Source organism: Sphaerisporangium flaviroseum, from assembly GCF_039537005.1.
GTDB classification, from domain to species: domain Bacteria; phylum Actinomycetota; class Actinomycetes; order Streptosporangiales; family Streptosporangiaceae; genus Sphaerisporangium; species Sphaerisporangium flaviroseum.
Genome location: NZ_BAAAZR010000001.1, coordinates 994,662 through 1,020,418, shown reverse-complemented (window position 1 = coordinate 1,020,418; position 25,757 = coordinate 994,662). Strand labels below are relative to the sequence as shown.

At 69.5% G+C, this 25,757-nt stretch carries 28 protein-coding genes; 3 read left to right on the top strand and 25 right to left on the bottom strand.

What is annotated here, in order from left to right; genetic code table 11:
• Positions 1-9: 9 nt before the first annotated feature.
• The 13 genes from nuoK to ABD810_RS04740 form a co-directional block, all read right to left on the bottom strand.
• On the bottom strand, positions 10-306 hold the full coding sequence (gene nuoK / locus ABD810_RS04800; protein ID WP_184978609.1) for an NADH-quinone oxidoreductase subunit NuoK: 297 nt from the start codon (positions 304-306) through the stop codon (positions 10-12).
• Positions 303-1,208 (bottom strand): NADH-quinone oxidoreductase subunit J, encoded by a 906-nt coding sequence (locus ABD810_RS04795; protein WP_344934663.1) that lies wholly within the window; start codon positions 1,206-1,208, stop codon positions 303-305. Before ABD810_RS04795 ends, nuoK begins: the two co-directional genes overlap by 4 nt.
• Positions 1,201-1,716, bottom strand: coding sequence for an NADH-quinone oxidoreductase subunit NuoI (gene nuoI, locus ABD810_RS04790; protein ID WP_344934661.1), 516 nt, complete (start codon positions 1,714-1,716; stop codon positions 1,201-1,203). The genes ABD810_RS04795 and nuoI overlap by 8 nt, the downstream gene beginning before the upstream one ends.
• Positions 1,703-3,058 carry an NADH-quinone oxidoreductase subunit NuoH gene (nuoH, locus tag ABD810_RS04785; protein ID WP_344934659.1) on the bottom strand — a complete coding sequence of 452 codons (1,356 nt, stop codon included), beginning with the start codon at positions 3,056-3,058 and terminating at the stop codon, positions 1,703-1,705. The genes nuoI and nuoH overlap by 14 nt, the downstream gene beginning before the upstream one ends.
• Entirely contained in the window at positions 3,055-5,484 is a 2,430-nt protein-coding gene (locus ABD810_RS04780) for an NADH-quinone oxidoreductase subunit G (protein ID WP_344934657.1), read from the bottom strand. Before ABD810_RS04780 ends, nuoH begins: the two co-directional genes overlap by 4 nt.
• Positions 5,481-6,767 carry an NADH-quinone oxidoreductase subunit NuoF gene (gene nuoF, locus ABD810_RS04775; RefSeq protein ID WP_344934656.1) on the bottom strand — a complete coding sequence of 429 codons (1,287 nt, stop codon included), beginning with the start codon at positions 6,765-6,767 and terminating at the stop codon, positions 5,481-5,483. The genes ABD810_RS04780 and nuoF overlap by 4 nt, the downstream gene beginning before the upstream one ends.
• Positions 6,764-7,432, bottom strand: coding sequence for an NADH-quinone oxidoreductase subunit NuoE (gene nuoE, locus ABD810_RS04770; protein ID WP_344934654.1), 669 nt, complete (start codon positions 7,430-7,432; stop codon positions 6,764-6,766). Before nuoE ends, nuoF begins: the two co-directional genes overlap by 4 nt.
• Positions 7,429-8,781, bottom strand: coding sequence for an NADH-quinone oxidoreductase subunit D (locus tag ABD810_RS04765; RefSeq protein ID WP_344934652.1), 1,353 nt, complete (start codon positions 8,779-8,781; stop codon positions 7,429-7,431). The genes nuoE and ABD810_RS04765 overlap by 4 nt, the downstream gene beginning before the upstream one ends.
• Positions 8,778-9,455, bottom strand: coding sequence for an NADH-quinone oxidoreductase subunit C (locus ABD810_RS04760; protein WP_344934649.1), 678 nt, complete (start codon positions 9,453-9,455; stop codon positions 8,778-8,780). The genes ABD810_RS04765 and ABD810_RS04760 overlap by 4 nt, the downstream gene beginning before the upstream one ends.
• Entirely contained in the window at positions 9,452-10,003 is a 552-nt protein-coding gene (locus ABD810_RS04755) for a NuoB/complex I 20 kDa subunit family protein (RefSeq protein ID WP_344934646.1), read from the bottom strand. The genes ABD810_RS04760 and ABD810_RS04755 overlap by 4 nt, the downstream gene beginning before the upstream one ends.
• 39 nt (positions 10,004-10,042) lie before the next feature.
• Positions 10,043-10,402, bottom strand: a complete 360-nt coding sequence (locus ABD810_RS04750) for an NADH-quinone oxidoreductase subunit A (protein ID WP_344934643.1) — start codon at positions 10,400-10,402, stop codon at positions 10,043-10,045.
• 91 nt (positions 10,403-10,493) lie between these two features.
• Positions 10,494-11,768, bottom strand: coding sequence for a geranylgeranyl reductase family protein (locus tag ABD810_RS04745; protein WP_344934640.1), 1,275 nt, complete (start codon positions 11,766-11,768; stop codon positions 10,494-10,496).
• Between the two features lie 128 nt (positions 11,769-11,896).
• A complete protein-coding gene (locus tag ABD810_RS04740) occupies positions 11,897-12,631 on the bottom strand; it encodes a demethylmenaquinone methyltransferase (protein WP_344934638.1) in 735 nt (244 codons plus the stop codon).
• Positions 12,632-12,745: 114 nt separating this feature from the next.
• On the opposite strand from ABD810_RS04740, the gene ABD810_RS04735 reads away from it, so the two are divergent.
• Complete coding sequence (locus ABD810_RS04735; RefSeq protein ID WP_344934636.1) at positions 12,746-13,999, top strand: Kelch repeat-containing protein; 1,254 nt, start codon at positions 12,746-12,748, stop codon at positions 13,997-13,999.
• Here the strand turns inward: ABD810_RS04735 and ABD810_RS04730 are convergent, their stop codons facing one another.
• On the bottom strand, positions 14,000-14,197 hold the full coding sequence (locus ABD810_RS04730; protein ID WP_344934634.1) for a DUF4229 domain-containing protein: 198 nt from the start codon (positions 14,195-14,197) through the stop codon (positions 14,000-14,002).
• A gap of 291 nt (positions 14,198-14,488) precedes the next feature.
• Between ABD810_RS04730 and ABD810_RS04725 the strand changes: the two genes are divergently transcribed.
• A complete protein-coding gene (locus ABD810_RS04725) occupies positions 14,489-14,728 on the top strand; it encodes a BldC family transcriptional regulator (protein WP_189165217.1) in 240 nt (79 codons plus the stop codon).
• A 228-nt stretch (positions 14,729-14,956) separates the two neighbouring features.
• On the opposite strand, the gene ABD810_RS04720 is transcribed toward ABD810_RS04725, so the two are convergent.
• Both ABD810_RS04720 and ABD810_RS04715 read right to left on the bottom strand, forming a co-directional pair.
• Entirely contained in the window at positions 14,957-15,205 is a 249-nt protein-coding gene (locus ABD810_RS04720) for a hypothetical protein (protein WP_344934628.1), read from the bottom strand.
• A gap of 10 nt (positions 15,206-15,215) precedes the next feature.
• Positions 15,216-16,277, bottom strand: coding sequence for a hypothetical protein (locus tag ABD810_RS04715; RefSeq protein WP_344934625.1), 1,062 nt, complete (start codon positions 16,275-16,277; stop codon positions 15,216-15,218).
• A 146-nt stretch (positions 16,278-16,423) separates the two neighbouring features.
• On the opposite strand from ABD810_RS04715, the gene ABD810_RS04710 reads away from it, so the two are divergent.
• Entirely contained in the window at positions 16,424-16,732 is a 309-nt protein-coding gene (locus ABD810_RS04710; protein WP_344934622.1) for a PLDc N-terminal domain-containing protein, read from the top strand.
• Positions 16,733-16,855: 123 nt separating this feature from the next.
• On the opposite strand, the gene ccsB is transcribed toward ABD810_RS04710, so the two are convergent.
• The 9 genes from ccsB to hemB all read right to left on the bottom strand — a co-directional run bounded on the left by ccsB (position 16,856) and on the right by hemB (position 25,716).
• Positions 16,856-17,857 (bottom strand): c-type cytochrome biogenesis protein CcsB, encoded by a 1,002-nt coding sequence (ccsB, locus tag ABD810_RS04705; RefSeq protein WP_344934620.1) that lies wholly within the window; start codon positions 17,855-17,857, stop codon positions 16,856-16,858.
• Entirely contained in the window at positions 17,847-19,436 is a 1,590-nt protein-coding gene (resB, locus tag ABD810_RS04700; RefSeq protein ID WP_344934617.1) for a cytochrome c biogenesis protein ResB, read from the bottom strand. Before resB ends, ccsB begins: the two co-directional genes overlap by 11 nt.
• Positions 19,436-20,167 carry a cytochrome c biogenesis CcdA family protein gene (locus ABD810_RS04695; RefSeq protein ID WP_344934614.1) on the bottom strand — a complete coding sequence of 244 codons (732 nt, stop codon included), beginning with the start codon at positions 20,165-20,167 and terminating at the stop codon, positions 19,436-19,438. Before ABD810_RS04695 ends, resB begins: the two co-directional genes overlap by 1 nt.
• Positions 20,168-20,212: 45 nt before the next feature.
• Positions 20,213-20,791: a TlpA family protein disulfide reductase gene (locus tag ABD810_RS04690; RefSeq protein ID WP_344934611.1), complete on the bottom strand. Its 579-nt coding sequence runs from the start codon at positions 20,789-20,791 to the stop codon at positions 20,213-20,215.
• Positions 20,792-20,893: 102 nt separating this feature from the next.
• Entirely contained in the window at positions 20,894-21,535 is a 642-nt protein-coding gene (locus ABD810_RS04685) for a histidine phosphatase family protein (protein ID WP_344934608.1), read from the bottom strand.
• A gap of 13 nt (positions 21,536-21,548) precedes the next feature.
• Positions 21,549-22,520, bottom strand: a complete 972-nt coding sequence (locus ABD810_RS04680) for a LysR family transcriptional regulator (protein ID WP_344934605.1) — start codon at positions 22,518-22,520, stop codon at positions 21,549-21,551.
• A 93-nt stretch (positions 22,521-22,613) separates the two neighbouring features.
• Positions 22,614-23,918, bottom strand: a complete 1,305-nt coding sequence (gene hemL, locus ABD810_RS04675; RefSeq protein WP_344934603.1) for a glutamate-1-semialdehyde 2,1-aminomutase — start codon at positions 23,916-23,918, stop codon at positions 22,614-22,616.
• Positions 23,919-23,989: 71 nt separating this feature from the next.
• The gene (locus ABD810_RS04670; RefSeq protein ID WP_344934601.1) at positions 23,990-24,643 is read right to left on the bottom strand and encodes a bifunctional DNA primase/polymerase; all 654 of its coding nucleotides are present in this window, start codon (positions 24,641-24,643) and stop codon (positions 23,990-23,992) included.
• An 83-nt stretch (positions 24,644-24,726) separates the two neighbouring features.
• Positions 24,727-25,716, bottom strand: a complete 990-nt coding sequence (gene hemB / locus ABD810_RS04665; RefSeq protein ID WP_344934599.1) for a porphobilinogen synthase — start codon at positions 25,714-25,716, stop codon at positions 24,727-24,729.
• Positions 25,717-25,757: the final 41 nt, after the last annotated feature.

The window sequence follows — 25,757 nt, the reverse complement described above, 5'->3', positions numbered from 1 at the left end:
GGCCACCTCTTAGTACTTCAGCAGGTTGACGTCGTCCACCGACGCGGACCTGCGGGTTCGGAAGATCGTCACAATGATCGCGAGACCGACGACGACCTCGGCGGCGGCCACGATCATCACGAAGAACGCGATGACCTGGCCCTCAAGGTTGCCGTGCTGCCGGGCGAACGTGACGAAAGCCAGGTTGCACGCGTTGAGCATCAGCTCCACGCACATGAACACGACGATGGCGTTACGGCGTACGAGCACGCCGACACCGCCGATGGCGAACAGCAGCGCGGAGAGCACCAGGTAGTGGGTGGTCACTTGCCTTCCTCCTCGACGGGGGCCTCTGCGGCCTTGCCGGCGGTCTGGGGGACCTTCGGCTTGCCCTCCGCCGGGACGGGGGCTTCCGGCTCCTCGGCGACGGCCTGGACGACCTTCGGCTGCTCCGTGCGGACGTTGGCCTTCGCGACGTTCCTGATCGCCTGGGCGAGCCGCGGGTTGTCGGGCAGCCTGCCGCCCTCGACGTCGTGCCGGGCGATGACCCGGTTGACGGAGAGCTCGGAGACCGAACCGTCCGGCAGCAACGCGGGCATGTCGATCGCGTTGTGCCGCGCGTAGGTGCCGGGACCGGGAAGCGGGGCCGGGTGACCGGTGCGGAAGCGGGCGCGGGACATGTCCTTCTGCGTGGCCTTCGGCGTGCTGCGCTCGCGGTGCGCCAGCACCATCGCGCCGAGCGCGGCGGTGATGAGCAGCGCGGAGGTGACCTCGAACGCGAACACGTACCGCGTGAAGATCAGCCGGGCGAGGGCGGGCACGTTGCCCGGGGCGAGGACGTTCGGCTCACCCGCGATCGCGCCGGCCAGGCCGACCGGGGCGCCGATCACCGCGTTGCCGATGCCCAGCGTCAGCAGCACGGCGAAGCCGAGGCCCGCGACGAGCGCCCAGAAGCGCTGACCCTTGATCGTCTCCACCAGGGAGTCGGACGAGTCGACGCCGACCAGCATCAGCACGAACAGGAAGAGCATCATGACCGCGCCGGTGTAGACGATGATCTGCACCACGGCGAGGAACGGGGCGTCCTGCACGGCGTAGAGCACCGCCAGCGACAGCATGACCACGCCCAGCATGAGCGCGGAGTACACCGCCTTGCGGCTGAAGACGAGTCCGAACGCTGCGGCCACCGAGACGACCGCCAGCACCCAGAACGTGATGGTTTCACCCATTGCTACGGCCCAACCGGTAGTAGTCCTCTTCGGTCTCGCCGAGGCGCATGGGGTGCGGCGGCGACTCCATGCCAGGACCCAGCGGCGCGAGCAGCATCTCCTTGGTGTAGATGAGGCTCTCACGACTGGTGTCCGCGAGCTCGTACTCGTTGGTCATCGTGAGCGCGCGTGTCGGGCACGCCTCGATGCACAGACCGCACAAGATGCAACGCAGATAGTTGATCTGGTAGGTCCGCCCATACCGCTCGCCCGGGGAGTACCGCTCCTCGTCGGTGTTGTCGGCACCCTCCACGAAGATCGCGTCCGCCGGGCAGGCCCAGGCGCAGAGCTCGCACCCGACGCACTTCTCCAGGCCGTCCGGCCAGCGGTTCAGCTGGTGGCGACCGTGGAACCGAGGCGCGGTCGGCCGCTTCTCCTCGGGGTAGTTCACCGTCACCGGCTTCTTGAACATGTGGTGGAAGGTGACGCCGAAGCCCTTTACGGGGTTCAGGAAATCAGTTAGTCCCACTGGGGACCTCCTTGCGTCCGTTGACGCCGTGGTAGTGCGGCAGGTCCAGCGCCGGGACAGGGAAGCCACCGGCGGTGGGCTCGGCGCGCAACTGCTCGTAGTCGGCCTCCACCTCCGCCGCCTTGGTCTCCCTGCGGCGCTGGTTGACCGTGTCGAAGCGGAAGTAGATCGCGAGGATTCCGACGACCACGATCGCCGCGATGACCAGCACCAGAGTCCTCTGGTCCCCGGCGATCCGGGTGGCGCGAACGGTGGCGACCAGCAGGATCCACGCCAGGTTCAGCGGGATGAGGACCTTCCAGCCGAAGGCCATCAGCTGGTCGTACCTGATGCGGGGCAGTGAGGCGCGCACCCAGATGAAGAAGGCGAACACCACCACGAGCTTGATGAAGAACCAGAGCATCGGCCACCAGCCGACGTTCGCGCCGTCCCACAGCGATATGGGCCAGGGAGCACGCCATCCGCCGAGGAACAGCGTGATGCACAGGCCCGACACCGTGAACACGTTGGCGTACTCCGCCAGCATGAACATCGCGAACTTCAGCGAGGAGGAGTACTCGGTGTGGAACCCGCCGACCAGCTCGCCCTCGCCCTCGGGCAGGTCGAACGGCACGCGGTTCGTCTCGCCGAGCATCGTGATGATGTAGATCAGGAACGACGGGATCAGCAGCACCGCGTACCAGGACGGCAGCGGGATGTCGAGGCCGCCGAGGGACCAGGAGCCGCCGGACGCCTGCTTGGCCACGATCTCGGAGGTGGACAGCGTGCCCGCGAACAGGAACACCGCCACGAACGACAGACCCATCGCGATCTCGTACGAGATGACCTGGGCCGTGGAGCGCAGGCCGCCCAGGACGGCGTACGGCGAGCGCGAGCCCCACCCGGCGAGCACGATGCCGTAGACGCCGATCGACGCCATGGCCAAGACGACCAGCACCGCGACCGGCAGGTCGGTGAGCTGCAGCGGCGTCCGCACCCCGAACATCGACACCATCGGCCCGAACGGGATGATCGAGTACGACAGGAACGCCGGCACCGCGATGATGATCGGCGCGAGGATGTAGACCAGCTTGTCGACGGTCCTCGGGAGGATGTCCTCCTTCAGCCCCATCTTGATGCCGTCGGCGACCGACTGCAGCAGGCCGAACTTGCCCGCGCGGTTGGGGCCGTAGCGGTGCTGCATGCGCGAGATGAGCTTGCGCTCGGTCCACACGCCGAACAGCACGCCCAGCATCAGGAAGACGAAGATGAAGACGGCCTTGATGATGGAGATCCACAAGGGATCCTTGCCGAAGTCGGCCAGGGTGGGCCCGGCCGGATCGGCGACGAGCAGTGGCCTCATGAAGCGCTCCCGATCTTGACGACGTCACCGGCCACGGCGCGCAGGTCGCGGGTGACCGAGCAACCGGCCGAGTTCGTCGGCACCCAGACCACGCGGTCGGGCAGCTCCGCCACCCGGGCGGGCAGCGTGACCGTGCCGCCCTCCGTGGTGATCGTGACCTTACCGCCATCGAGGGCGCCGATCTCGGCGGCCGTCGACTCCGACAGCAGCGCCTCCACGGCGCGGCCCGTGCCGGCGAGGTAGGGCTCGCCGTCCTGCAGGCGGCCGGAGTCGAGCAGCAGGTGCCAGGTCGCGAGGATGGCCTCGCCGGCGCCGGGGTCGGCGTGCCTGCCCCCGGTCACGCTGGGGGCGTTCGGCCGGGACCCGCGCCAGGCGCCCAGCGCGGCGAGCTCGCGGCGCGCGGCGGCGGCGTCGGGCAGGCCCAGGTGCACGTCCATGTGGTCGCTGAGCGCGCTGATCGCGCGCAGGTCGCTCAGCACGCCCGGCACCTCGATGGCCTGCTCGAACGAGCGGCCTCGGCCCTCCCAGTCGACGAAGGTGCCGCTCTTCTCCGAGACCGCCGCGACGGGCAGCACCACGTCGGCGCGGTCGGTGACCGCGCTGGCGCGCATCTCGAGCGAGACGATGAACGGCGTGTTCTCCAGGGCGGTCAGGGCGGCCTCGGGGTCGGCCAGGTCGTAGGGGTCGACCCCACCGACCACCAGAGCGTCCAGCTCCCCTGCCAGTGCGGCGGCCAGGATGCCGGAGGTGTCGCGTCCGGGCGTCTCGGGCAGGCCCGAGATGTTCCAGGCGCGGGCGACCTCGGCGCGGGCCGTATGGTCACCGGCCGGGCGGCCGATCGGAAGGAGGTTCGGCAGCGCGCCCGCCTCGACGGCGCCGCGCTCACCGGCACGCCGGGGCACCCAGGCGAGGCGCGCGCCCGAGGCGGCACTGAGCCGCAGGACGGCGGACAGGGCGCCGGGGGAGGCGGCGAGCCGCTCGCCCACCATGATGATCGCTCCGGGCTGCTTGAGCGCCGCGGCGCTCGCCGACGAGCCGGCGACCAGCTCGCCAAGCGCCTCGGCCTCCGCACCGGGAAGGGTGCGGATGAGCGTGCCGCCCATCTTGGCCAGACCGGCCGTGGCGAACGGCGCGAGCGCGAAGACCTTCAGACCGCGCTTGCGCGCCGCCTTGCGGAGCCGCAGGAAGACGATCGGCGACTCCTCCTCGGGCTCGAACCCGGCCAGCAGCACGGCCGGGGCCTTCTCAAGGTCGGTGTAGGAGACCTCGATGCCCTTGCCCGCCACCGCGTGGGCGAGGAAGGCGGTCTCTTCGGCCGACAGAGGGCGGGAGCGGAAGTCGACGTCGTTCGTGCCAAGGGCGATGCGAGCGAACTTGGAGTAGGCGTAGGCGTCCTCGACGGTCACCCGGCCGCCGACCAGCACGCCTGCCTTGCCGCGTGCCCTGGCGAGCCCCTCGGCGGCGGCGCTGAGCGCCTCCGGCCAGGAGGCGGGCCGCAGGTAGCCCTCCTCGTCGCGGACGAGCGGCGACTGCAGGCGGTCGGGCTGGGTCGCGTAGGCGAACGCCCAGCGGCCCTTGTCGCAGTTCCACTCCTCGTTGACCTGGGGGTCGTCACCGGCGAGGCGCCGGGTGACCCTGCCGCGCCGGTGGTCGGTGCGCAGCTCGCAGCCGCTCGCGCAGTGCTCGCAGGCGCTCGGCGTGGACACGAGGTCGAACGGCCGGGCGCGGAAGCGGTACGCGGCGCCGGTGAGCGCGCCCACCGGGCAGATCTGGATGGTGTTGCCGGAGAAGTACGACTGGAACGGCTCGCCGTTCGCGACGCCCACCTGCTCGGCGGCGCCCCGCTCGAAGAAGTCGATCAGCTGGTCGCCGGCGATCTCATCGGAGAACCGGATGCAGCGGGCGCACTGGACACAGCGCTCGCGGTCGAGCAGGACCTCGCTGGACAGCGGGATGGGCTTCTCGAAGGTGCGCTTGCTCTCCTGGAACCGCGTCTCACCCTGGCCGTTCGACATGGCCTGGTTCTGCAGGGGGCACTCGCCGCCCTTGTCGCAGACCGGGCAGTCGAGCGGGTGGTTCATGAGCAGCAGTTCCATGACACCGCGCTGGGCCTTCTCGGCGACCGGCGAGGTGAGCTGGGTCTGCACGACCATGCCCTGGGCGACCTCGATGGCGCAGGACGGCTGCGGCTTCGGGAAGCCGCGGCCGTTGCCGGCGTCGGTGATGTCCACCAGACACTGGCGGCAGTTGGCCGCCGGTTCGAGCAGCGGATGGTCGCAGAACCTCGGGATCTGGATGCCCAGCAGCTCGGCAGCCCGGATGATCAGCGTTCCCTTCGGAACGCTGACCTGGAAGCCGTCGACGGTGAGGGTGACCATGTCCACCGGCTGCTCGACCGATCCCGCCGAGGTTGTCTGTACTGTCATGCCTTGCCCCACACAGTTGACGCGGCGTGATCGAACGGACATCCGCCGATCTCGAAGTGCTTGAGGTACTCGTCGCGGAAGTGCTTCACGGACGAGTGGATCGGGCTGGTGGCGCCGTCACCGAGGGCGCAGAACGACCGGCCCAGGATGTTGTCCGCGATGTCCGTGATCGTGGTCAGGTCCTCTTCGGTGCCCTGACCCTTCTCCAGCCGCCGGAGTACCTGCTTGAGCCAGTAGGTGCCCTCCCGGCAGGGGGTGCACTTGCCGCAGGACTCGTGGGCGTAGAACTCGGTCCACCGCAGCACGGCGCGGACGACGCACGTCGTCTCGTCGAAGATCTGCAGGGCCCGGGTGCCGAGCATCGAGCCCTTGGCTCCCACCGACTCGAAGTCCAGCGGGACGTCGAGGTGCTCGTCGGTGAAGATCGGGGTGGAGGATCCGCCCGGCGTCCAGAACTTCAGCCGGTGGCCGGCCCTGACCCCGCCCGCCATGTCGAGCAGCTCGCGCAGGGTGATGCCGAGCGGCGCCTCGTACTGACCGGGCCGGGTGACGTGGCCGCTCAGGGAGAAGATGCCGAAGCCCTTGGACTTCTCGGTGCCCATCGAGGCGAACCAGTCGGCGCCGTTGCTGACGATGCTGGGAACGCTGGCGACCGACTCGACGTTGTTGATGACAGTGGGACAGGCGTAAAGACCTGCGACCGCCGGGAAGGGGGGCTTGAGCCGAGGTTGACCTCTGTAGCCCTCCAGCGAGTCGAGCAGCGCCGTCTCCTCGCCACAGATGTAGGCGCCGGCGCCGGTGTGCACGACCAGCTCCAGGTCGTAGCCGGATCCGAGGATGTCCGTGCCGAGGTAGCCCTTCTCGTACGCCTCGCGGACGGCCGCCTGCACGCGGCGCACGACGTGGAGCACCTCGCCGCGGATGTAGATGAACGCCTGGTTGGCCCTGATCGCGTAGGCCGTGATGATGGAGCCCTCCACCAGCGAGTGGGGGTTGGCCATCATGAGCGGGATGTCCTTGCAGGTGCCCGGCTCCGACTCGTCGGCGTTGACGACGAGGTAGTGGGCCTTGCCGTCGCCTTGCGGGATGAACCCCCACTTCATGCCGGTCGGGAACCCCGCGCCGCCACGGCCGCGCAGGCCCGAGTCCTTGACCGCCTTGATGATGGCGTCGGGTTCCATCCCGAGCGCCTTCTTCACGGCTTCGTACTCGCCGTATCCCTGGAGGGTGAACGAGTCCGCCCGATCCCAGTTCGCGGTGAGGACCGGAGTCAGAGTCGTCATTCCGAGGCCCCCTTCGGTGCGGTCCATCCGTTCGCCTTGGCGATCTTCAGCCCCTCGATCGAGGGGCCCACGGCCGAGGGGCCCTCGCCGGCCTGGCCGTCAGGCAGGCCGGCGAGCACGCGCGAGGCCTCCTTGAACGAGCACAGGCGCTGCGGGCCGCGGGTCGGCGTGACCTCCTTGCCGGCGCGCAGGTCGTCGACGAGCTGCTTGGCGGAGTCGGGGGACTGGTTGTCGAAGAACTCCCAGTTGACCATCATGACCGGCGCGAAGTCGCAGGCGGCGTTGCACTCGATGCGCTCCAGCGAGATCTTGCCGTCCGCGCTGGTCTCGCCGTTGGCGAGGCCGGCGTGCTCGGACAGCTCTTCCCAGATCTGGTCGCCGCCCATGATCGCGCACAGCGAGTTGATGCAGACGCCCACGTGATACTCGCCAGCAGGCTTGCGCTTGTACATCGTGTAGAACGTCGACACGCCCGTGACCTCGGCCTTCGTGAGGCCGAGCATCTCCGCGCAGAACTCCTGGCCCGCGTCGGAGACGTAGCCGTCCTCCGACTGCACCAGGTGCAGCAGCGGCAGCAACGCCGAGCGGGTCTTCGGGTAGCGCCCGATGATCTCTTTCGCGTCGCGTTCGAGACGCTCGCGGACTTCCGGCGAGTAGGTCGTCACCGGTCCACACCTCCCATGACCGGGTCGATCGATGCGACCGCGGCGATGACGTCGGCAAGCATGCCGCCTTCGCAGGTGGCGGGCACCGCCTGCAGGTTCGTGAACGACGGGTCGCGGAAGTGTACGCGGTAGGGACGGGTGCCCCCGTCGCTGACGACGTGCGCGCCCAGCTCCCCGCGTGGCGACTCGACCGGGACGTACACCTGGCCGGCCGGAACCCTGAAGCCCTCGGTCACCAGCTTGAAGTGGTGGATCAGGGCCTCCATCGAGGAGCTCATGATGTGGGCGATGTGGTCGGGCGAGTTGCCGAGACCGTCGGGGCCGAGCGCGAGCTGCGCGGGCCAGCCGATCTTCTTGTCCTCGATCATGACCGGCTTGCCCTTGAGCTCGGAGCCTGAGAGCCGGTCGAGGCACTGGCTGATGATCTTGAGCGACTCCTCCATCTCGGCCACCCGGACCAGGTAGCGGCCGTAGACGTCGCAGGAGGTCTCGGTCGGCACCTCGAAGTCGTAGGTCTCGTAGCCGCTGTAGGGCTGCGACTTGCGCAGGTCCCACGGCAGGCCCGCCGCCCTGAGCATGGGCCCGGTGACGCCGAGGGCCATGCAGCCGGTGAGGTCGAGGTAGGCGACGTCCTTGGTGCGGCGGACGTAGGCCGGGTTCTCGTCGAGGAGCTTGCGCATCTCCTTGATGCGTCCGGGCATGACCTTGAGGAACTCGCCGATCTTGTCGACGGCGCCGGCGGGCAGGTCGACCGAGACGCCGCCCGGCCGGACGTACGCCATGTTCATGCGCAGGCCGGTGATGTACTCGAACAGGTCGAGCACCATCTCGCGCTCGCGGAAGCCGAACAGCATCGGCGTGGTGGCGCCGAGCTCCAGGCCGAAGGTCGCGATGGCCACCAGGTGGGAGGAGATGCGGGTGAGCTCCATCATCATGACCCGGATGGTCTGCGCGCGCAGCGGGATCCGGTCGGTGATGCCGAGCAGCTTCTCCACCGCCAAGCAGTACGCCGCCTCGTTGAAGATCGGCGACAGGTAGTCCATGCGGGTGACGAACGTGACCCCCTGGGTCCACGTCCGGTACTCGATGTTCTTCTCGATGCCGGTGTGCAGGTAGCCGATCCCCACACGGGCCTCGGTGACGCTCTCGCCGTCGAGGGTCAGCACGAGCCGGAGCACACCGTGGGTGGAGGGGTGCTGCGGGCCCATGTTGATGACCAGGCGCTCTTCCGGCGAGTCGGCGACGGCGGCGACGACCTCGTCCCAGTCCCGACCGTTGACGCTGTAGACCTTGCCCTCGGTGGCGTCCTGCTCGGTGTGAGCGGTCTCACCGTCGTGGATGGCGGTCATGCGTACGACCTCCTCTGGTCCGGCGCGGGGATGGTGGCGCCGCGGTACTCGACCGGGATGCCGCCGAGCGGGTAGTCCTTACGCTGCGGGTGGCCTTCCCAGTCATCGGGCATCTCGATGCGGGTGAGCGCCGGATGACCGTCGAACACGATCCCGAAGAAGTCGTAGGTCTCGCGTTCGTGCCAGTCGTGGGTCGGGTAGACCGAAACGGTGGAGGGAATGTGCGGATCCGCGTCGGGACAGGAGACCTCGACCCGGACACGCCGGTTATGGGTGATCGAGCACAGGTGGTAGACCGCCCGCAGCTCGCTGCCCGTCTCCTCGGGGTAGTGCACGCCCGAGACGCCCAGCGACAGCTCGAAGCGCAGCGCAGCGTCGTCGCGCAGGTGGCTCATCACCTCGACCACGCGCTCTCGCGCGACATGGAGGGTCAGCTCGCCGCGGTCGACGACCACGCGCTCGACCATGTCGGTGTAGGCGTCCCCCGTCGCCCGCTCCAGGCCGTCGGCCACCTCGTCGAAGTAGCCGCCGTAGGGCTTGGCGCTCGACAGCTTCGGCGGGCGGCGTACGACGAGCCGGCCGTAACCGGAGGTGTCGCCGGTGTCCTCGGCGCCGAACATGCCGAGGCGGGCGACCGGCTCCTCCGGCACTCCGGGAAGGTTGTCAGTGCTCATTTCGAGGTCCCCTGATCGATGAGCGGAAGCGACCGCAGAGCCTGCAGTTCCAGCTCGTCGATCTGCTTGGCGCGGTGAGCGCCGAACTTCGTGTTCTGGATCTTGTCGTGGAGTTTGACGATCGCGTCGATGAGCATCTCAGGGCGCGGCGGGCAGCCGGGCAGGTAGATGTCCACGGGCACGACGTGGTCGACGCCCTGCACGATCGCGTAGTTGTTGAACATGCCACCGCTGGAGGCGCAGACGCCCATCGCGATGACCCACTTCGGCTCGGCCATCTGGTCGTAGATCTGCCGCAGCACCGGCGCCATCTTCTGCGAGAGCCGGCCCGCCACGATCATGAGGTCGGCCTGGCGCGGAGACGCGGACGCGCGCTCCATGCCGAACCTCGCGAGGTCGTGGTTCGGACCGCCGGTGGCCATCAGCTCGATGGCGCAGCAGGCCAGGCCGAATGTGGCCGGCCAGACCGAGTTCTTGCGCGCCCAACCGGCCGCCTGCTCCACCGTGGACAGGACGAACCCGCTGGGCAATTTCTCTTCGAGACCCATCTCACTGCTTCCTCTCGCGCGCCTCCGGCACGCTGCCTCTCAGTCCCAGTCCAGGCCGCGACGGCGCCAGACGTAGGCGTATGCGACCAGAACGGTGACGATGAACAGCACCATCTCGACCAGCCCGAAGACTCCGAGGTTGTCGAACGCGACCGCCCACGGGTAAAGGAAGATGATCTCGATGTCGAACACGATGAAGAGCATCGCGGTGATCATGTATTTCAGGGGGAACCGACCGCCGCCGACGGGCTGCGGCGTGGGCTCGATGCCACACTCGTAGGCGTCGAGTTTGGCCCGGTTCCAACGCTTGGGGCCGGTGAAAGGCGCGATTCCCACGGAGAAGACGGCGAAGCCCGCCGCGAGAACCGCGAGCACCAGGATAGGCACATACAGTTCCATCGCTATGCGTCCCCTCTGAGCGCTGAAGCGTCGGTCGGTCGGTTGCTGAGTCTAGGCAGGTCGATCATCGATCTTCGTTCTGGGTGCTGTGTCATGCCGGCGGCGTGACCTTGGACAGGGCGTTGATGATCCGGTCTGACGCATCGCCCTGCCGGTCCGTGAGATTAGCAAGGAGTTTCAGAGCGAACCGCATCAGAGTGGGATGTGGCAGGCCGTGCCGCGTGAGGAATCCCATCACACCGGGCTTGCCGATGGCCTCGACGAACAGCCGCCCGAGGGTGAAGTAGCCGCCGTAGGCGTCCTTGAGCGTCTTCGGGTAGGCGCGCAGTACGCGCTCCCGCTGAGCGGGGGTGGTGCCGGACAGGGCCGAGACGATGGTGTCGGCGGCGATGCGGCCGGTCTCCATCGCGTAGGCGATGCCCTCGCCGTTGAAGGGGTTGATCATGCCGCCCGCGTCGCCGACCAGCACCAGGCCGCGGGTGTAGTGCGGCTGCCGGTTGAAGGCCATGGGCAGCGCCGCTCCGCGAATCGGGCCCGTCATGCTCTCCTCGGAGAACCCCCACTCGGCGGGCATGTTCTTGACCCAGCGGCGCAGCAGGTCGCGGTAGTCGAGGTTCTGGAAGGCCTCGCTGGTGTTGAGCAGGCCGAGCCCGACGTTGCTGGTGCCGTCGCCGACGCCGAACACCCAGCCGTATCCGGGCAGGAGCCGCGAGCGGCCGTCCTCCTCGGTGTCCCACAGCTCCAGCCACGACTCCAGCCAGTCGTCGTCGTGCCGGGGGCTGGTGTAGTACGTGCGCACGGCGACGCCCATCGGGCGGTCGGCGCGCTTGTGCAGCCCCATCGCCAGCGACAGCCGCGTGGAGTTGCCGTCGGCGGCCACGACCAGGCGCGAACGGAAGGTGACCGGCTCACCGTCCTTCTTGGCGGACACGCCGACGATGTGACCGCCGCGGGGGTCGAGCACGGGACCGGTGACGTTGACGCCCTGCATCAGGGTGACGCCGCCGCGCTCGGCGTTGGACGCGAGGATCTGGTCGAAGTCGAGCCGCGTGCGCACCAGGCCGAAGTCGGGATAGCTCGACAGCTCCGGCCAGGCGAGCTCCAGGCGCAGGCCACCGCCCACGACGCGGAGCCCCTTGTTGCGTATCCATCCGGGGGCGTCGATGTCGACGCCCATCGCGATCAGTTCTTTGACGGCACGCGGCGTCAGCCCGTCTCCGCACACCTTCTCGCGCGGAAATCGGGTCTTCTCCAGCAGCAGCACGTCGAGGCCGGCCTGCGCGAGGTAGAAGGCCGTGGTCGAACCCGCGGGACCGGCGCCGACGACGATGACGTCGGCGTCCGCCGCGGGGGCTGACTCGCTCACGGGACCTGTCCTGTCCTGGGTGTCGAGGGCCTTGGGGTTTGGGGCCTTCGTTCCTTTGTGAACTACTTCACAAACTTGTCGGCGGAAGTCTAGCCCTTTTTCCCTGCCCGATGTCAGATGGAGCTTACCTACTTGCCACCTGTCGGTTTACCAGCCCGATGGAGGGCCACGATGCCGAGGGAGAGGTTGCGCCACTCGACACGTTCCCAGCCCGCCTCCTGGAGAAGACGGGCGAGAGCGGCCTGGTCGGGCCACGCGCGGATCGACTCGGCGAGGTACTCGTAGGAGTCGGGATTTGAGCTGACGGCGCGGGTGACCGGGGGCAGCAGCTTCAGGAGATATTGCGAGTAGACCAACTCGAACGGCTTCACCGTGGGCTTGGAGAACTCGCACACCACCAGTCGCCCGCCGGGCTTGGTGACCCGCCGCATCTCGCGCAGCGCGGCCACCGTGTCGTTGACGTTGCGCAGCCCGAACGAGATCGTCACGGCGTCGAAGGTGTCGTCGGCGAATGGAAGTTTCAGCGCGTCGCCACCGATGAACGTGACCCCGCGCACTCCCCCTCCATGCAGGCCCGAACCGCCCCGGCGCTGCGCGCCCGTGCGCAGCATGCCGAGCGAGAAGTCGCACGCGATCGCCCGCGCTCCGAGGCCGGTGAAGGTCTCGGTCGAGGTGCCGGTGCCGGCCGCGAGGTCGAGGACGAGCTCACCGGGGCCGGCGTCCACCGCGGATGCGGTGGCCCTGCGCCAGAAACGATCCTGACCCAGAGAGAGCACATCGTTTACCAAGTCATAGCGCCGGGCGGTGCGGTCGAACATCGCCGCGACCTCGTGCGGCTGTTTGTCCAGGGATGCACGCGTCATACCGACAAGCTTAGTGCGCATGCGTTGATCGACCCAAAGTAGCGGCGTTATTACTATCCGTATGCTAGGACTTGGGAAATGTTTTCCCGTAAATCGACCCGAATATCGACCGTCATGGCGGCGCCTCTGTTCGCGGGGGTGCTCGCCGTCCTTCCCCTCGCCCCCGCCTCCGCGGGTGAGGTCGCGCACGCGCGCGTCGTCTCCGCCGACCCCGTCGGCACCACGCCCCACGTCCTCGACGGCATCGTCAACGCCTTCGCCCTCATCGGCGGCACCGTCGTGGTGGGAGGTTCGTTCAGCGAGGTGCGCGAGGCGGGCAGATCGACCCGGCTCTCTAGGAGCAACCTGTTCGCCTTCGACCTCGCCACCGGCAAGATCGACCGTCGCTTCGCGCCCGAACCGGACGGCCCGGTCCACGCGCTGGCCGCCGGGCCCGATGGCTCGGTCCTCGTGGGGGGCGCTTTCTTCTCCGCCGGCGGGCCCGGGAGCAGGACCGGGCGCGGGCTCGCTCGCCTCTCGCTGGCCGACGGCTCTCCGGTCGCCGGGTTCTCCGCGCCGGTACAGGGGGGCGACGTCTCCAGCCTCGTGCTCCACGGCGGCAAGCTGTACGTCGGCGGCGACTTCACCGGCATCGGCCGCACCCGCCGCACGGCTCTCGCCCGCGTCGACCCCCGCACCGGAGCGGTCGACCCGGCCTTCACCGTCACCCCCGGCGGGGGACTGGGTGGCGCGCTCAAGGTCTACGCGATGGCCGCCGGCCGCGACCGGCTCGCCGTCGACGGCTCCTTCACCACCCTGGACGGGCTGCGCCGCCCCCAGGTGGGCCTCATCGACATCGGCGCCGCGCGGCCCTCGGTGACCGGCTGGCACACCGAGGCCTACGCCGCCCGGTGCAAGGACGTGTTCCCCTCTTACGTTCGCGGGCTGGATTTCTCACCCGACGGGCAGTATTTCGTCGTCGTGACGACAGGGGGCGCCAAGGGCTCACGCAAACTGTGCGATTCGGCCGCCCGCTTCGAGACCTATTCGCGCGCCGACACCGTCAAGCCCACATGGGTCAACTTCACCGGAGGCGACTCGCTGTACTCGGTGGCGGTGACCGGTGCCGCGATCTACGTCGGCGGCCATCAGCGGTGGCTGAACAATCCCCGGGGTTCGGACTCGGCGGGCCGCGGCGCGGTGGCGCGTCCGGGCATTGGGGCGATCGACCCCACGACCGGCAGAGCACTCACATGGAACCCAACTCGCGTCCGGGGCATCGGTGTCAAAGCGTTCCTCGCGCACAAAGGCGGCCTTCTCGTCGGAAGCGACACCACGCACCTCGGACACGAGTACCATGCCCGGGTCGGCATGTTCCCGCTCTCCTAGTCACCTGCGGCCCTTGCTGATCTGCTCACTCACCGCGTCTCGCTGCTTCGACAGCAGCACGTAGCTGGCTATGCCGCTGATCACGAAGCTGATCGCGATAAGCCAGAAGGCGTTGTGGAGGCCGATCAGGTAGAGCACGCCGAAGGTGACGGCGAACAGACCAAGTCGTGACGCGGTGTAAACGAGAAACGGTCGCACGTGTCGAGGCTACGCCACCGGCCGGTGGAGCGGTCTGCGGGCCACCACTGGTGGAGATCGATTTCGTCCGTGGAGCTTTACACCGCTCACTTCGCATCGGGAGCGAGCACTGCTAGTGTTCCCAACACGGCGCTTTTGTAAAGAAACACCCACGAGCGCCCCAAAGAGGCTCTATCATATAACAAACGGGCAGTCAGCTGATAACAACCCGTGATCTTTCGTTGTAAATCACGGATATATCAGATTTCGCTCGGCAAACTGGATACCTGTCCGCCCGCTTCAGGATGCGGGATGCGAGGGGGAGAGATTGTGGAGAGTAGCAGCGAACGTCTGCTGACCCCCGGAGAGGTTGCCGCCCTCTTCCGGGTCGATCCAAAAACGGTGACACGCTGGGCAGCGGCAGGCCGCATCAGCAGCATCCGTACCCCCGGAGGGCACCGGCGTTTCCGCGAGTCGGAAGTGCACGCTCTCCTGCGCGGCGAGGAAGTCCTCACGGCCGAACGGCCGAGCGGCGACTCACCGCGTGTCTGATGTACAGGTGAGAGCGCGCCGTCCCTGGCGACCATCGAGGGGCACGGCGAACTCGAAGCCGCCATGCACCACCCGGTGATCCTGCGTGCCCCCGGAAGCCGCAGGGTCACTGTTCTTTTTTGCCCGTCCTTTAATGGCATTCCGGGTGCGATCTATCTTCGCTGCCGGCCGAGCCTGTGGGGGGCTCCGCTTCCGTGATCCGGAGGCGTGGGCCCGCTCACGAGGCGCTCAGCGTTCGGAGTTGGCCTGTGACTCCTTGAACGCCAGAAATTCGCGCTCCAGATCGTCGTTCTCCTCCTGCCAGCGCCTGCGCCGCTCGGCCTCCTGCTCCTCGGTGATCGACTCGGGCAGCCAGCGCTCGTAGTCGGGATCGCTCGGCGCGAGCTCCACGTAGGCGTTGCCGATCAGACGCCCGTCGCCACTGGTGAGGGAATGCGGTATCCGCAACGTGCCGTCCTCGAGCCGGATGACGTACATGGCGGATCACCTAGATTCCGTAGCGCCGGTTGAAGAAGAGCATGACATTGAGCGCGGCGCGCGTGTCTCCATTGAGCATGTCGACCAGGGCCGGCCGCTGCCGGGAGGCGATGGCGGCGAAGGCGTCGGCGAAGAACTCCTTGCGGCCGAGGCCACCCGGCTGCTTGTGGAACGCCGAGGCGAACAAGGGTCCGCATTCGTCATACAGAGCGATGAATTCGGGTGAGTCGGACACCCATTGACCAGGCGCAGCGTCGATGTCGTCAAGGGCGTGCCCCGTCTCGTGCATCATCACGTCGGGCGTGGGCGAGGGCCGGTCCCCCACCACGATCTTGCGATCGCCGTACGCGCCGGCGCAGACGTCCCACGTCGCCTTACCCGAGGGGAGCGGCGCGCCCCGGAGATAGCCCATGTCGTCCAGATCGGGCACGCCGCCGGGCCCGACGTAGATGCCGTCGAGCGTGACCGCCAGAAGGGCCTTGAGGCGCTCCGGCAGCCGGGCCAGGCTGTCGACGGCGCGGACCGCGTCCGCCGAGGGCGGGCCGTCCGCGGCGTCCCACTGGCGGTACAGGATCTGCTCCAGCGGGCCGCAGTGCCGAAGCCCGTCGCGGATGTCCGGGGTGTCGGGGGAGTTGGGCTGGGCCAGGGGCAGCTCGTCGTCCAGCTCGAAGTCGCGCCAGATGTACTGCGGCCGGTCGACCACGGGGGCGGTCACGGCCCGCATCGCGTCCACGCGTGGCTGCTCGCCCTCCCAGAAGGCGTCGGCCCGGCTCTCGCGGCGGTTCGCCCTGCGCCCGCTGTCGCGGTAGTCGCCACGGTCGCGCGGATCGACCCGGCCCACGTCGGTGCGGCCGTCGCGGGAAGCGTCACCCCGGCGCTCCGCCGGGCCCTCCGGGCGCCTGCCGTCCGGCGGCTCCGCGCCTCCCTCCCGGGAGATCTCTCCGCGATGGGGGAAGGTGTACGGCGCCTTCTGCCGCCAGCGTGGCCCTCTCCGATGGCGACCCTTGTCGCCGGAGTACGCCGTCAAAGCGAGGGCCAGGGGGTCCGAGCGAGCGCGAACATCAGCACGCACCTCTCCCGTCCGCGAAGCGTGGTCACGGTCCACGGTACGACGAGGCGGCGCGGGAAGTCATCTGGAATGTCCTATGGGGATGGATCCGGGGGGCCGTGGAACGCCCCGAAAACACGATCTCCCGTCGGATGGCTTACGCTGCGGACATGCCTAGCGTGCTTCTTGGCCTGGCGCTGTTGGCCTTCTGGCTCTACTGCCTGTTCGATGTGATCACCACCCCGGAGGAGGACGTTCGTAACCTACCGAAGCTGCTGTGGGTTCTGATCGTGGTCCTCCTGCTCGACCTCGGCGGCCTGCTGTGGCTGCTGCTGGGACGTCCCCAGAGCGAGCAGGCCGTACAACGGCAGCGCATGAGCCGTACCGGCCGCCCCCGGCCCGTCATGCCCCGTGGACCCGACGACGACCCCGACTTCCTCCGCGACCTAGACCGGCGCCTCCGCAAGGAGGACGACTGACCCTCCGGCGGGCGTTCCCGGCGGACAACGACAGCGCCCCCGTGGCCCCCGAAAGGGGCGACCACGGGGGCGCTGTGCGCGTCCCTAAGGGAGGTGCCGAGCGGTCAGGGGACGCTTAGGGGCTCAGGGCACCTGGGCGTACGAATGCAGGCCGGACAGGAAGATGTTCACACCGATCAGGTTGAACAGCAGGCAGCCGAAGGCGATCAGCTGGACGATCACGGCCGCCCTGCCGCGCCACCCGGCGGTCGCCCGCGCGTGCAGGTACGCCGCGTAGGCGACCCAGGTGATGAACGCCCAGACCTCCTTGGGGTCCCAGCCCCAGTAGCGGCCCCACGCCTTGTCGGCCCACAGGGCGCCCGCGATCACGGCGAACGTCCAGATGGGGAAGGCGATCACGATGGCCCGGTGGGCGACCCGCTCCAGTTCCTCACGTCCGGGCAGCCGTGACGGCCCGTCTCCGCGCGTGAGGAACAGGATCCCCGCGACCCCGGCCACGATGAACAGGCCGCTGGCGAAGATGGCGGCGGTGACGTGGATGGCGATCCAGTACGAGTTGAGGGCGGGCACGACGGGCCCGGCCTGCACATGCAGGTAGCGGACGGCGAAGCCCAGCCCGAGCGCCGCCGCGACCGACACGAAGGCCCCGAGGAACCGCACGGGCTGGCGGGCCTGCATCACCAGGAAGGCCGTCACGGCGGCGAAGCAGATCGCCACCACGAACTCGTACATGTTGCCCCACGGCCAGCGGCCCGCCGAGACGCCCCGGGCGATGAGCGCACCGAGGTTGGTGGCCCAGCCCAGTGAGCTCAGCGCGACCGCGATGGTGGCCGCTCGGGCGGCCCAGGCCGGCGGCTGCCGGACGGCGGGCGGCACGCCCACGGCGTCGTCCGCCCCCGTGCCTGACCCGTCCGCGCGGGCGCCGGGCGTCTGGACGTCGCCCGCCTCGGCGACAGGCGTACCACCGCCGGCCGTGACGAGCTCGCGGGCCGGAGCGGCAGCCTGGACACGGCCGAAGCCGAGGTCCAGGGCGTAGCCGATCATGGCCAGGACGTACAGCAGGACGGTCGCCAGGATCAGCTGGTCGCTGAGCGTGGCGAGCCCGAAGTTGACGTCAGTGGGCATCCTTTACTCCTTGACGCGATGCGGTCTCGCCGGCCTCGGGTCCACGCAGGGCCGTGACGATCTGGGAGAACTCCTCGGTGAAACCCGCGCCGCCCTCGGTGCGCGTCAGCCCGCCCACCTCTACCTCGGCGGGGGCCCCGTCCTGGCCTTCCTTGAGCCGCACCCAGATGCGGCGCCGCCGCACGGTGAGCGACAGCACCAGCCCGAGCACGGAGAGGCCCGCGGCCAGCAGTGCGGGGACGCGGCCGGGGTCGTAGGCGATCTGGAGGCTGATCCACTCGCGCACGCCGGTGAGCTGGATCGACCCGGCCCCACCGGGCAGCGGCAGGGTCTCGCCGACACCGAGCGGCTTGGTGTTCACCCCCATGACCAGGGGCTTGAGGTTCTTGGTGTCGAGCTGGTAGACCGACTGCGGCTTCCCGGACCTCAGCCCCAGATCGCCGGAGAAGGCGAACACCTGCGCGGTGGGATTGGCCGCTCCCGGGAAGACGGAGAGGTAGGAACCGTCCTGGGCCCGCACGGTCGTCGGCAGGAAACGCACCAGGAACCCGAGCTGGTCGGGTTCGGCGTCCGGAGCCTTGATCACGCACTCGGAGGTGTAGGTCGCCTGGTCGGCGGTCAGGCACGGGACCGCGCCCTCGAACGCCACCTGGCCCTTCCCGTCGAGGATCTTGAACGTGGGGGCGTACCCGTGGCCGATGAGGTAGGTCTGGGTGCCGTCGACGTCCAGGGGCTCGTTGACCCTGAGGTCGTACGGGCGCTCGGGCGCTCCCGGGCGGTCGGCCACCTTGAGCCTGGCGGAGAAGTCGAGCGGCTGGCCGCGCCGCTCCCCCGTGGCCACGTAGGTGGCCTGGAAGTCCTCCAGAGTGAAGGAGAAGGGCTCCAGCGACTCGGCCGGCACCCTCTGCCCGGGAATGTACCTGTCGTAGGCGGCCACCGTGTTGGCGAAGCCGTTCCCCTCGACGAGCAGCACGTTGCCGCGGTAGCCGTACAAGCCCCCCGCGGCGACCGCGACCAGCAGGGCAAGCAGGGCGCCGTGGAAGAGCAGGTTTCCGGTCTCGCGGAGGTAGCCCTTCTCGGCGGCCACCCAGCCGGGACCGGTGACCACGCGGAACCGCTTCTTCCTCAGCCGCGCGGCGAGCACCTCGACCGTGGCTCCCGGCGCGGCGAAGGTCGCGTGCTGGGGAAGCCGGGACAGATTGCGCGGGGCCGCCGGTGGCGTGCGCCTGAGCTCGCGCAGGTGGGCGTTCGCGCGGGGGATGACGCATCCGGCGAGGGAGATGAACAGCAGCAGGTAGGTGGCCGCGAACCACGGCGAGGTGAAGACGTCGAAGAGCCACAGCCGGTCGAGCCACGCCGCCAGGCCGGGACTGTCCTTGAAGTACTGCGCGACCTTCTCGGGGCTGATCGACCGCTGCGGGTAGAGCGACCCGGGCACCGACGCCAGGGCGAACAGGAACAGCAGGATCAGCGCCGTACGCATGGAGGTGAGCAGCCGCCAGGCCCAGCGCAGCCATCCCATGGGGCCGAAACCGGCCGGGCGCACCGGGTCGGCTCGGACTTCGTCGGTCAACGTCATCAGATCACCGGCTCGAATCCGCCCACCCAGCCCTGCATGCCCGCGATGATCTGGCCCCAGAGGCCGGTCACCAGCAGCACGCCGACCAGGACCAGCATGGCCCCGCCGATCCGGGTGATGAGCTGGGAGTGGCGGCGTACCGCCTTGAACGCGTGGAGCGCCTTACGATAGGCCAGCGCCGCGAGGATGAACGGCAGCCCGAGGCCCAGCGCGTAGGCGAAGGCCAGCACCGCCCCGCGCACCGCGCTGGCCTGGTCGAGGGAGAGCGTGAGCACGGCGGAGAGCGTCGGGCCGATGCACGGCGTCCAGCCGAGGCCGAACACCACGCCCAGCAGGGGCGCGCCCGCCATGCCCGCTGCCGGGAAGCGGTGGACGCGCACGTCCCGCTGGAGCCCGGGGATCAGGCCGAGGAAGGCCAGGCCCAGCACGATCGTCAGCGCGCCGAGCACGCGGGTGATCACCTCGGCGTTGCCGAACAGCAGCGCGCCCAGGCCCCCGAACAGGGCGCCCCCCAGCACGAAGACCAGGGAGAAGCCCAGCACGAACAGGGCGCTGCCCGCGACCATGCGCCCGCGCCGGGGATCGCCGCTCATGCCGCTGACGTACGACAGGTAGCCGGGCACCAGCGGCAGCACGCACGGCGAGAGGAACGACACCAGCCCCGCGGCCACCGCCACGGGCAGGGCCACGAGCAGCGAGTCGGCCGCGAGCGTGCCCGCGAGGTCGCTCACGGCGCGCCCGGCCCGTCGGAACCGTCGAGGAAGTGGAAGTGGCCGCTACTTCTCATCGCTGACCTTGGTGACCGCGGCGAGAAGGTCGGAGTACCTCACCTCTCCGAGAGCGCGGGCGGCGACCCTGCCCTGCCGGTCGAGTACCAGCGTGGAGGGGATCGCCGCGGGGTTGACCATGCCGTGGAACGCCAGCGCGACCTTGCCGGGCTGGTCGAACAGGCTGGGATACCCCGGTTTCTGCGTGCGCTGGAAGGCCAGGGCCTGCGCCTTGTCGTCCTTGAAGTCGACGCCGACGAACCGGACGCCGCGGTCCTTGGTCTTGGCCGCGATGTCCTTGAGCGTCGGGGCCTCGCTGCGGCAGGGCGCGCACCACGACGCCCAGAAGTTGAGCACCACGACGTCGCCCTTGTGCTCGGCGAGGCTCGTGGTGGTGCCCTCCAGCGTCTCGCCCTGGATCGCCGGGGCCGCCTGCCGCTGAGCGGCCGGGAAGACCTGCACGGCGCCGTCACCCGCGACGAAGCGGGTGTCGCCGGACTGCGGCTCTGATCCCTGGCTTCCCGCGCAGCCCGCGAGAACCGTCATGGCGAGGGCCATGGTGACGAGGGCTCGTGACTTCGCGGACACGGAGTCGGGTCTCCTTGCACTACAACCGGTAGAGCTTCAAACCCTACCCAGCTCCGGGCACGCCCTCGAAATCGGGGCGGAGCCTGGGGCGGTGTCGGGTGACTACCGCCGTTTGACTGGCTTGAGCAGTTTAGGCGGTTTGATGAGCGCACCAGCCGGTTCGCTGTAACCGACGCTCGTCAGCCGGTCGCCCTCGAAGGTGAAGCTGGTCAGGCTCGCCAGCTCGCACTGCCGGCGGCGCGGGTCGTGCGTCAGCCTGCGGCCCTCGGCCGCCAGCCGGATGATCCAGATCGGAAGCTGGTGGCTGACCAGGACGACCTCGTGCCCGCGTGCTCCCGCACGCGCGTCGTCGATCATCGACCGCATCCGCCTGACGACCTGGATGTACGGCTCGCCCCACGACGGGCGCCTGGGGTTCCACAGGTGCCGGTAGTTGCCGGGAGTACGGAACATGCTGCCGATGACCATGCCCTGGAAGACGTTCTCGGCCTCGATCAGCCTGTCATCGGTCTGGATCGGCAGATCGAAGGTCTGGGCGATGGGGGCGGCCGTCTCCTGGGCACGCTCGAGCGGCGAGCTGTACAGCGCGACGATGTCGCGGTTCGCCAGCGCCTTGCCCACCATCTCGGCCATGGATCGGCCGTTCTCCGAAAGGTGATATCCGGGCAATCTGCCATAGAGCAGGCCCTTTGGATTGTGTACCTCTCCATGGCGGAGCAGGTGAACAACGGTGCTTTCAGTCATGACGGACACCAGCCTACTGGCCAAGCTGGGGCACGGCGTGACGGGACGTGGCGGTCACCTCGAGATCGCCGGGGACCGGGATCGACTCGGTGGGCGGGCTCATCTGCCGCAGCACCTCGACGGCCGCGCGGATCGCCGGGCGCCTGGCCGCGTCGGTCCGCCAGAGCGCGAAGATGCGGCGGGTGGGCCGCGGCCTTATCGGCACGGCCCTGACGTCCGGGGGCAGGGCGGCCCTGCCGAGGCGCGGCACGATGGCACAGCCGTGACCGGCGCCGACCAGCGCGATCTGCGTGGGGTACTCGTCGGCCATGCAGAAGAACTCCGGCTCCAGCGACGCCGTGCGCAGCGTGAAGACGAGCCAGTCGTGACAGACGGTGCCGGGTGAGGAGCTGATCCACCGCTCGTCGTTCAGCTCGGCCAGGTCGATCTCGCGCCGGTCGGCCAGGGGATGGTCCGCGGGCAGGACCACGTCGGCGACGTCGTCGAGCAGAACGGCGCGTGAGAGCCCTTCGGGAATGGCCATCGGCCGGTTCAGCCAGTCCTGGACCAGAGCCAGGTCGATCTCACCCCGCGCCACCTCGCGGACCTGCCGCTCGGGCTCGCGCTCGTAGAGCACCAGATCGAGCTCCGGATGGCGCCGCTTGAGCTCCCTGAGCGCGCCGGGGAGCAGGCCCCGGGCGGCCGTGGGGAACGCGGCCATCGACAGGCGCCCGACGACGGTCCCCCGCAGGGCCTCGAAATCGGCCTCCGCCACCTCGACCAGCGCCAGAATGCGCTCGGCGTGCTCGGCGAGCAGCCCGGCGGCGTCGGTCAGCTTCACCCCGCGCCCGTTGCGCTCGATCAGCGTGGAGCCCGTCTCGCGCTCCAGCTTGGCGATCTGCTGGGAGATGGCCGACGGGGTCACCATGAGCGCCTCGGCGGCGGCGCCGACCGACCCGTACACGGCGACGGCGTGCAGGGCCTTCAAGCGGTGGAGATCCAACATATAGCGATGCTAAACGATTTGTGACTCCAAGTCCCGCTGAGCTGAAAGGTCAGGCCACCGGTCCTGCCGGCCGGAGCCCACCGGCCCGGCCCCTCAGGAGGACGCCGAGGCGCCGGCGGCGGCCTTCGCGGCGGCGGGCAGCGCCGCGACGACCCGTGTCAGCGCCTCCTCGTCGTGGGCCGCGGACAGGAACCACGCCTCGTACGCCGAAGGCGGGAGGTAGACGCCCTGGTCGAGCATGGAGTGGAAGAACGCGCGGTAGGCCGCGGCGTCCTGGCTCCGCGCGCCGGAGAAGTCGGTGACCGGGTCGGCGGTGAAGAAGATCGAGAACAGGTTGCCCGCCCGCTGCAGCCGGTGGGGGACGCCCGCCGCGGCGAGCGCGTCCGACGCGGCCCTGCCGACGATCACCGCGGCGGCGTCCACCCGGTCGTATACCTCGTCGTCGCAGGCCCGCAGCGTGGCCAGACCGGCGGCGCAGGCCAGGGGGTTACCCGAGAGCGTGCCCGCCTGGTAGACCGGCCCCTCGGGCGCGAGCCGGCCCATGATGTCGGCCCGCCCGCCGAACGCCGCGGCCGGAAGGCCGCCGCCCATGACCTTGCCGAAGGTCATCAGATCGGCGTCCACCGGATCGAGGCCGTACCACCCCGAGGCGGAGACCCGGAAGCCGGTGAGCACCTCGTCGATGATCAGCAGCGCGCCGTTGGTCGTGCACAGTTCGCGCAGCAGCGCGTTGAAGCCGGGGCTCGGCGGGACCACGCCCATGTTCGCCGGGCAGGCCTCGGTGATCACGCAGGCGATGTCACCGCCGTACGCCTGGAAGGCCTCGGTGACCGCCTCGGGCGAGTTGTACGGGAGCACGATCGTGTCCGCCGCCGACGCGCCCGTCACGCCCGGGGTGTCCGGCAGCCCGAAGGTGACGACACCGGAACCGGCGGAGGCGAGCAGGGCGTCCACGTGCCCGTGATAGCACCCGGCGAACTTGACCACGCGTGAGCGGCCGGTGAAGCCACGCGCCAGCCGTACGGCGGACATGGTGGCCTCGGTGCCGGAGCTGACCAGGCGGACCATGTCGACCGGGTCGACCCGGGAGACGATCTCCTCGGCTAGCTCGACCTCACCAGGCGTGGCGGTGCCGAACGACGTGCCCCGGGACAGGGCCTCGGTCAGCGCCTCGACCACGGCGGGGTGCCGGTGACCGAGGATCATCGGACCCCAGGAGCAGACCAGGTCGACGTAGCGGTTGCCGTCGGCGTCGACGATGTAGGGCCCTTGGCCCGACTCCATGAACCGTGGGGTCCCGCCGACGGCGCCGAAGGCGCGCACCGGGGAGTTCACGCCTCCGGGCACAACGGCACGGGCGCGCTCGAACAGGTCCTCTGAGATCTTCGTACGGCTCACGGGTCAAGGTTAGTCCCCGTGGCGCCGGGTCGCTCGGCCGGCCGAGCCGGTCGAGGAGGCGGGCGCGACGCTCACTCGCAGGCGTCGGCGAGCCGGTCGAGGACGTGCAGGGGATCGGGGAGGGGACGCCCGTCGGGCGGCCTCAGCCAGCGGGCCTGGGTGCCGTCGATGAGCGACGAAGGCGGGGCCAGGACGTAGCTGTCGCGGCAGTGCCAGCGCAGCCCGGGGGTCGCGTCGATGGTCTCGGGGCCGTAGTCGAGGTGGCAGGACCACCACTCGTCCTCGTCCTCGGGAGCCCCGCGCGTGGCGACGTAAAAAAGGACCCGGTCGCCGCCTGCGGCAACCGGGCCCGTAGCGAAGCCAGAGGCCTCCATCGCGGCGAGGGTCGTCTGCCCCGCCGCCGCGGGTACGTCGAACACGTCGAAGACCCTGCCCGTGGGGAGGACCACGTTCGCCTCGGGATTCTGCTCCCACCACCGCGTCAGCAGCGCGGTGTCCGTGGTCGCCATCATCTGCCAGGCCGGCGACAGCGGATGGGCACCCGGGTCGGGACACCCCACGCGGTCACACGAACACGCGCGCCTTCCCTCGCGGAGCGGATGTGCGCCCAGACAGCTTGCCCAGCCCAACTCGGCGTACTCGAGCACCGAGGTGATCGTATGCGCTCTGCCGTGCGCACGACTTCGCCGTTTCGCCCGGCGGGCCGCCAGTGGTACCCCCACCATCGTGTTTCCTCCCCCACCCTGCCTTTCCCCGATGATGCCTGATCGCGGTCACGTCAGGTGACCCGACCCCCGGAAATGGCCCGTCAGGATAGTCTCCTGGCCACTTCAGTAGCCCAATAGGTGAGGATCATGTCCGCCCCGGCGCGCCGGATGGCGATCAGCGACTCCATGATGACGCGGTCGCGGTCGATCCAGCCGTTGGCCGCCGCGGCCTCGACCATGGCGTACTCTCCGCTGACCTGGTAGGCCGCCACCGGCACCTCGACGCTGTCGCGGACCTGCCGCAGGATGTCGAGGTAGGCCAGGGCGGGCTTCACCATGACGGCGTCCGCGCCCTCGGCGAGGTCGAGGCGCACTTCGCGGAGCGCCTCCCCCACGGGCCCCGCGGGGTCCTGCTGGTAGCCGCTGCGGTCGCCGAACTGCGGCGCGCACTCGGCGGCCTCCCTGAACGGCCCGTAGAACCCCGAGGCGTACTTGGCGGAGTACGCCAGGATCGGGATGTGCGAGAAGCCGTTGGAGTCCAGAGCGGCGCGTATGGCGGCCACCTGGCCGTCCATCATGCCGCTGGGGGCGATCACCTGGGAGCCGGCGGCCGCCTGCGCCACGGCCACCGAGGCGTAGCGCTCCAGCGTCGCGTCGTTGTCGACCTCACCGTCGGGGGTGAGGATGCCGCAGTGACCGTGATCGGTGAACTCGTCGAGACAGGTGTCGCTGATCACCACGAGGGTGTCACCGAGGTCGGCCCGCAGGTCGGCCAGGCCCTGCTGGACGATGCCCTCGGGGTCGTCGCCCGCCGAGCCCCTGGCGTCCTTGACGGCCGGGATCCCGAACAGGATCAGCCCGCCGACGCCCGCCTCGGCGGCGGCGTGGGCGGCCTTGCGGAGCGAGTCGCGCGTGTGCTGCTTCACCCCGGGCATCGAGGCGACCGGTTGCGGGTCGCTCACGCCCTCCTTGACGAACATCGGCAGCACCAGATCGGCCGGATGCAGGCGGGTGCCCGCCACCATGCGGCGGATCGGCGCGGTGCGGCGCAGCCTCCGGGGCCGCGCCACCGGAAACTCTGCGTTGCTCATCGTGTCTCCCTCCCCGGACTGTCCCGGACCGCGTGTACACG

Excerpts from the sequence above, each read along its gene's own strand:
- ABD810_RS04720 (WP_344934628.1), bottom strand. The coding sequence starts at position 15,205 with ATGTACGTCATCCGGCTCGAGGACGGCACGTTGCGGATACCGCATTCC.
- ABD810_RS04685 (WP_344934608.1), bottom strand. The coding sequence starts at position 21,535 with ATGACTGAAAGCACCGTTGTTCACCTGCTCCGCCATGGAGAGGTACAC.
- resB (WP_344934617.1), bottom strand. The coding sequence starts at position 19,436 with ATGACGTTGACCGACGAAGTCCGAGCCGACCCGGTGCGCCCGGCCGGT.
- ABD810_RS04780 (WP_344934657.1), bottom strand. The coding sequence starts at position 5,484 with ATGACAGTACAGACAACCTCGGCGGGATCGGTCGAGCAGCCGGTGGAC.
- ABD810_RS04725 (WP_189165217.1), top strand. The coding sequence starts at position 14,489 with ATGCGAGGGGGAGAGATTGTGGAGAGTAGCAGCGAACGTCTGCTGACC.
- ABD810_RS04680 (WP_344934605.1), bottom strand. The coding sequence starts at position 22,520 with ATGTTGGATCTCCACCGCTTGAAGGCCCTGCACGCCGTCGCCGTGTAC.
- ABD810_RS04670 (WP_344934601.1), bottom strand. The coding sequence starts at position 24,643 with ATGGTGGGGGTACCACTGGCGGCCCGCCGGGCGAAACGGCGAAGTCGT.
- hemB (WP_344934599.1), bottom strand. The coding sequence starts at position 25,716 with ATGAGCAACGCAGAGTTTCCGGTGGCGCGGCCCCGGAGGCTGCGCCGC.
- ABD810_RS04765 (WP_344934652.1), bottom strand. The coding sequence starts at position 8,781 with ATGACCGCCATCCACGACGGTGAGACCGCTCACACCGAGCAGGACGCC.
- ABD810_RS04750 (WP_344934643.1), bottom strand. The coding sequence starts at position 10,402 with ATGGAACTGTATGTGCCTATCCTGGTGCTCGCGGTTCTCGCGGCGGGC.
- nuoH (WP_344934659.1), bottom strand. The coding sequence starts at position 3,058 with ATGAGGCCACTGCTCGTCGCCGATCCGGCCGGGCCCACCCTGGCCGAC.
- ABD810_RS04740 (WP_344934638.1), bottom strand. The coding sequence starts at position 12,631 with ATGACGCGTGCATCCCTGGACAAACAGCCGCACGAGGTCGCGGCGATG.
- ABD810_RS04760 (WP_344934649.1), bottom strand. The coding sequence starts at position 9,455 with ATGAGCACTGACAACCTTCCCGGAGTGCCGGAGGAGCCGGTCGCCCGC.
- ABD810_RS04795 (WP_344934663.1), bottom strand. The coding sequence starts at position 1,208 with ATGGGTGAAACCATCACGTTCTGGGTGCTGGCGGTCGTCTCGGTGGCC.
- ccsB (WP_344934620.1), bottom strand. The coding sequence starts at position 17,857 with ATGCCCACTGACGTCAACTTCGGGCTCGCCACGCTCAGCGACCAGCTG.
- ABD810_RS04735 (WP_344934636.1), top strand. The coding sequence starts at position 12,746 with ATGGCGGCGCCTCTGTTCGCGGGGGTGCTCGCCGTCCTTCCCCTCGCC.
- ABD810_RS04755 (WP_344934646.1), bottom strand. The coding sequence starts at position 10,003 with ATGGGTCTCGAAGAGAAATTGCCCAGCGGGTTCGTCCTGTCCACGGTG.
- ABD810_RS04710 (WP_344934622.1), top strand. The coding sequence starts at position 16,424 with ATGCCTAGCGTGCTTCTTGGCCTGGCGCTGTTGGCCTTCTGGCTCTAC.
- nuoF (WP_344934656.1), bottom strand. The coding sequence starts at position 6,767 with ATGACGACTCTGACTCCGGTCCTCACCGCGAACTGGGATCGGGCGGAC.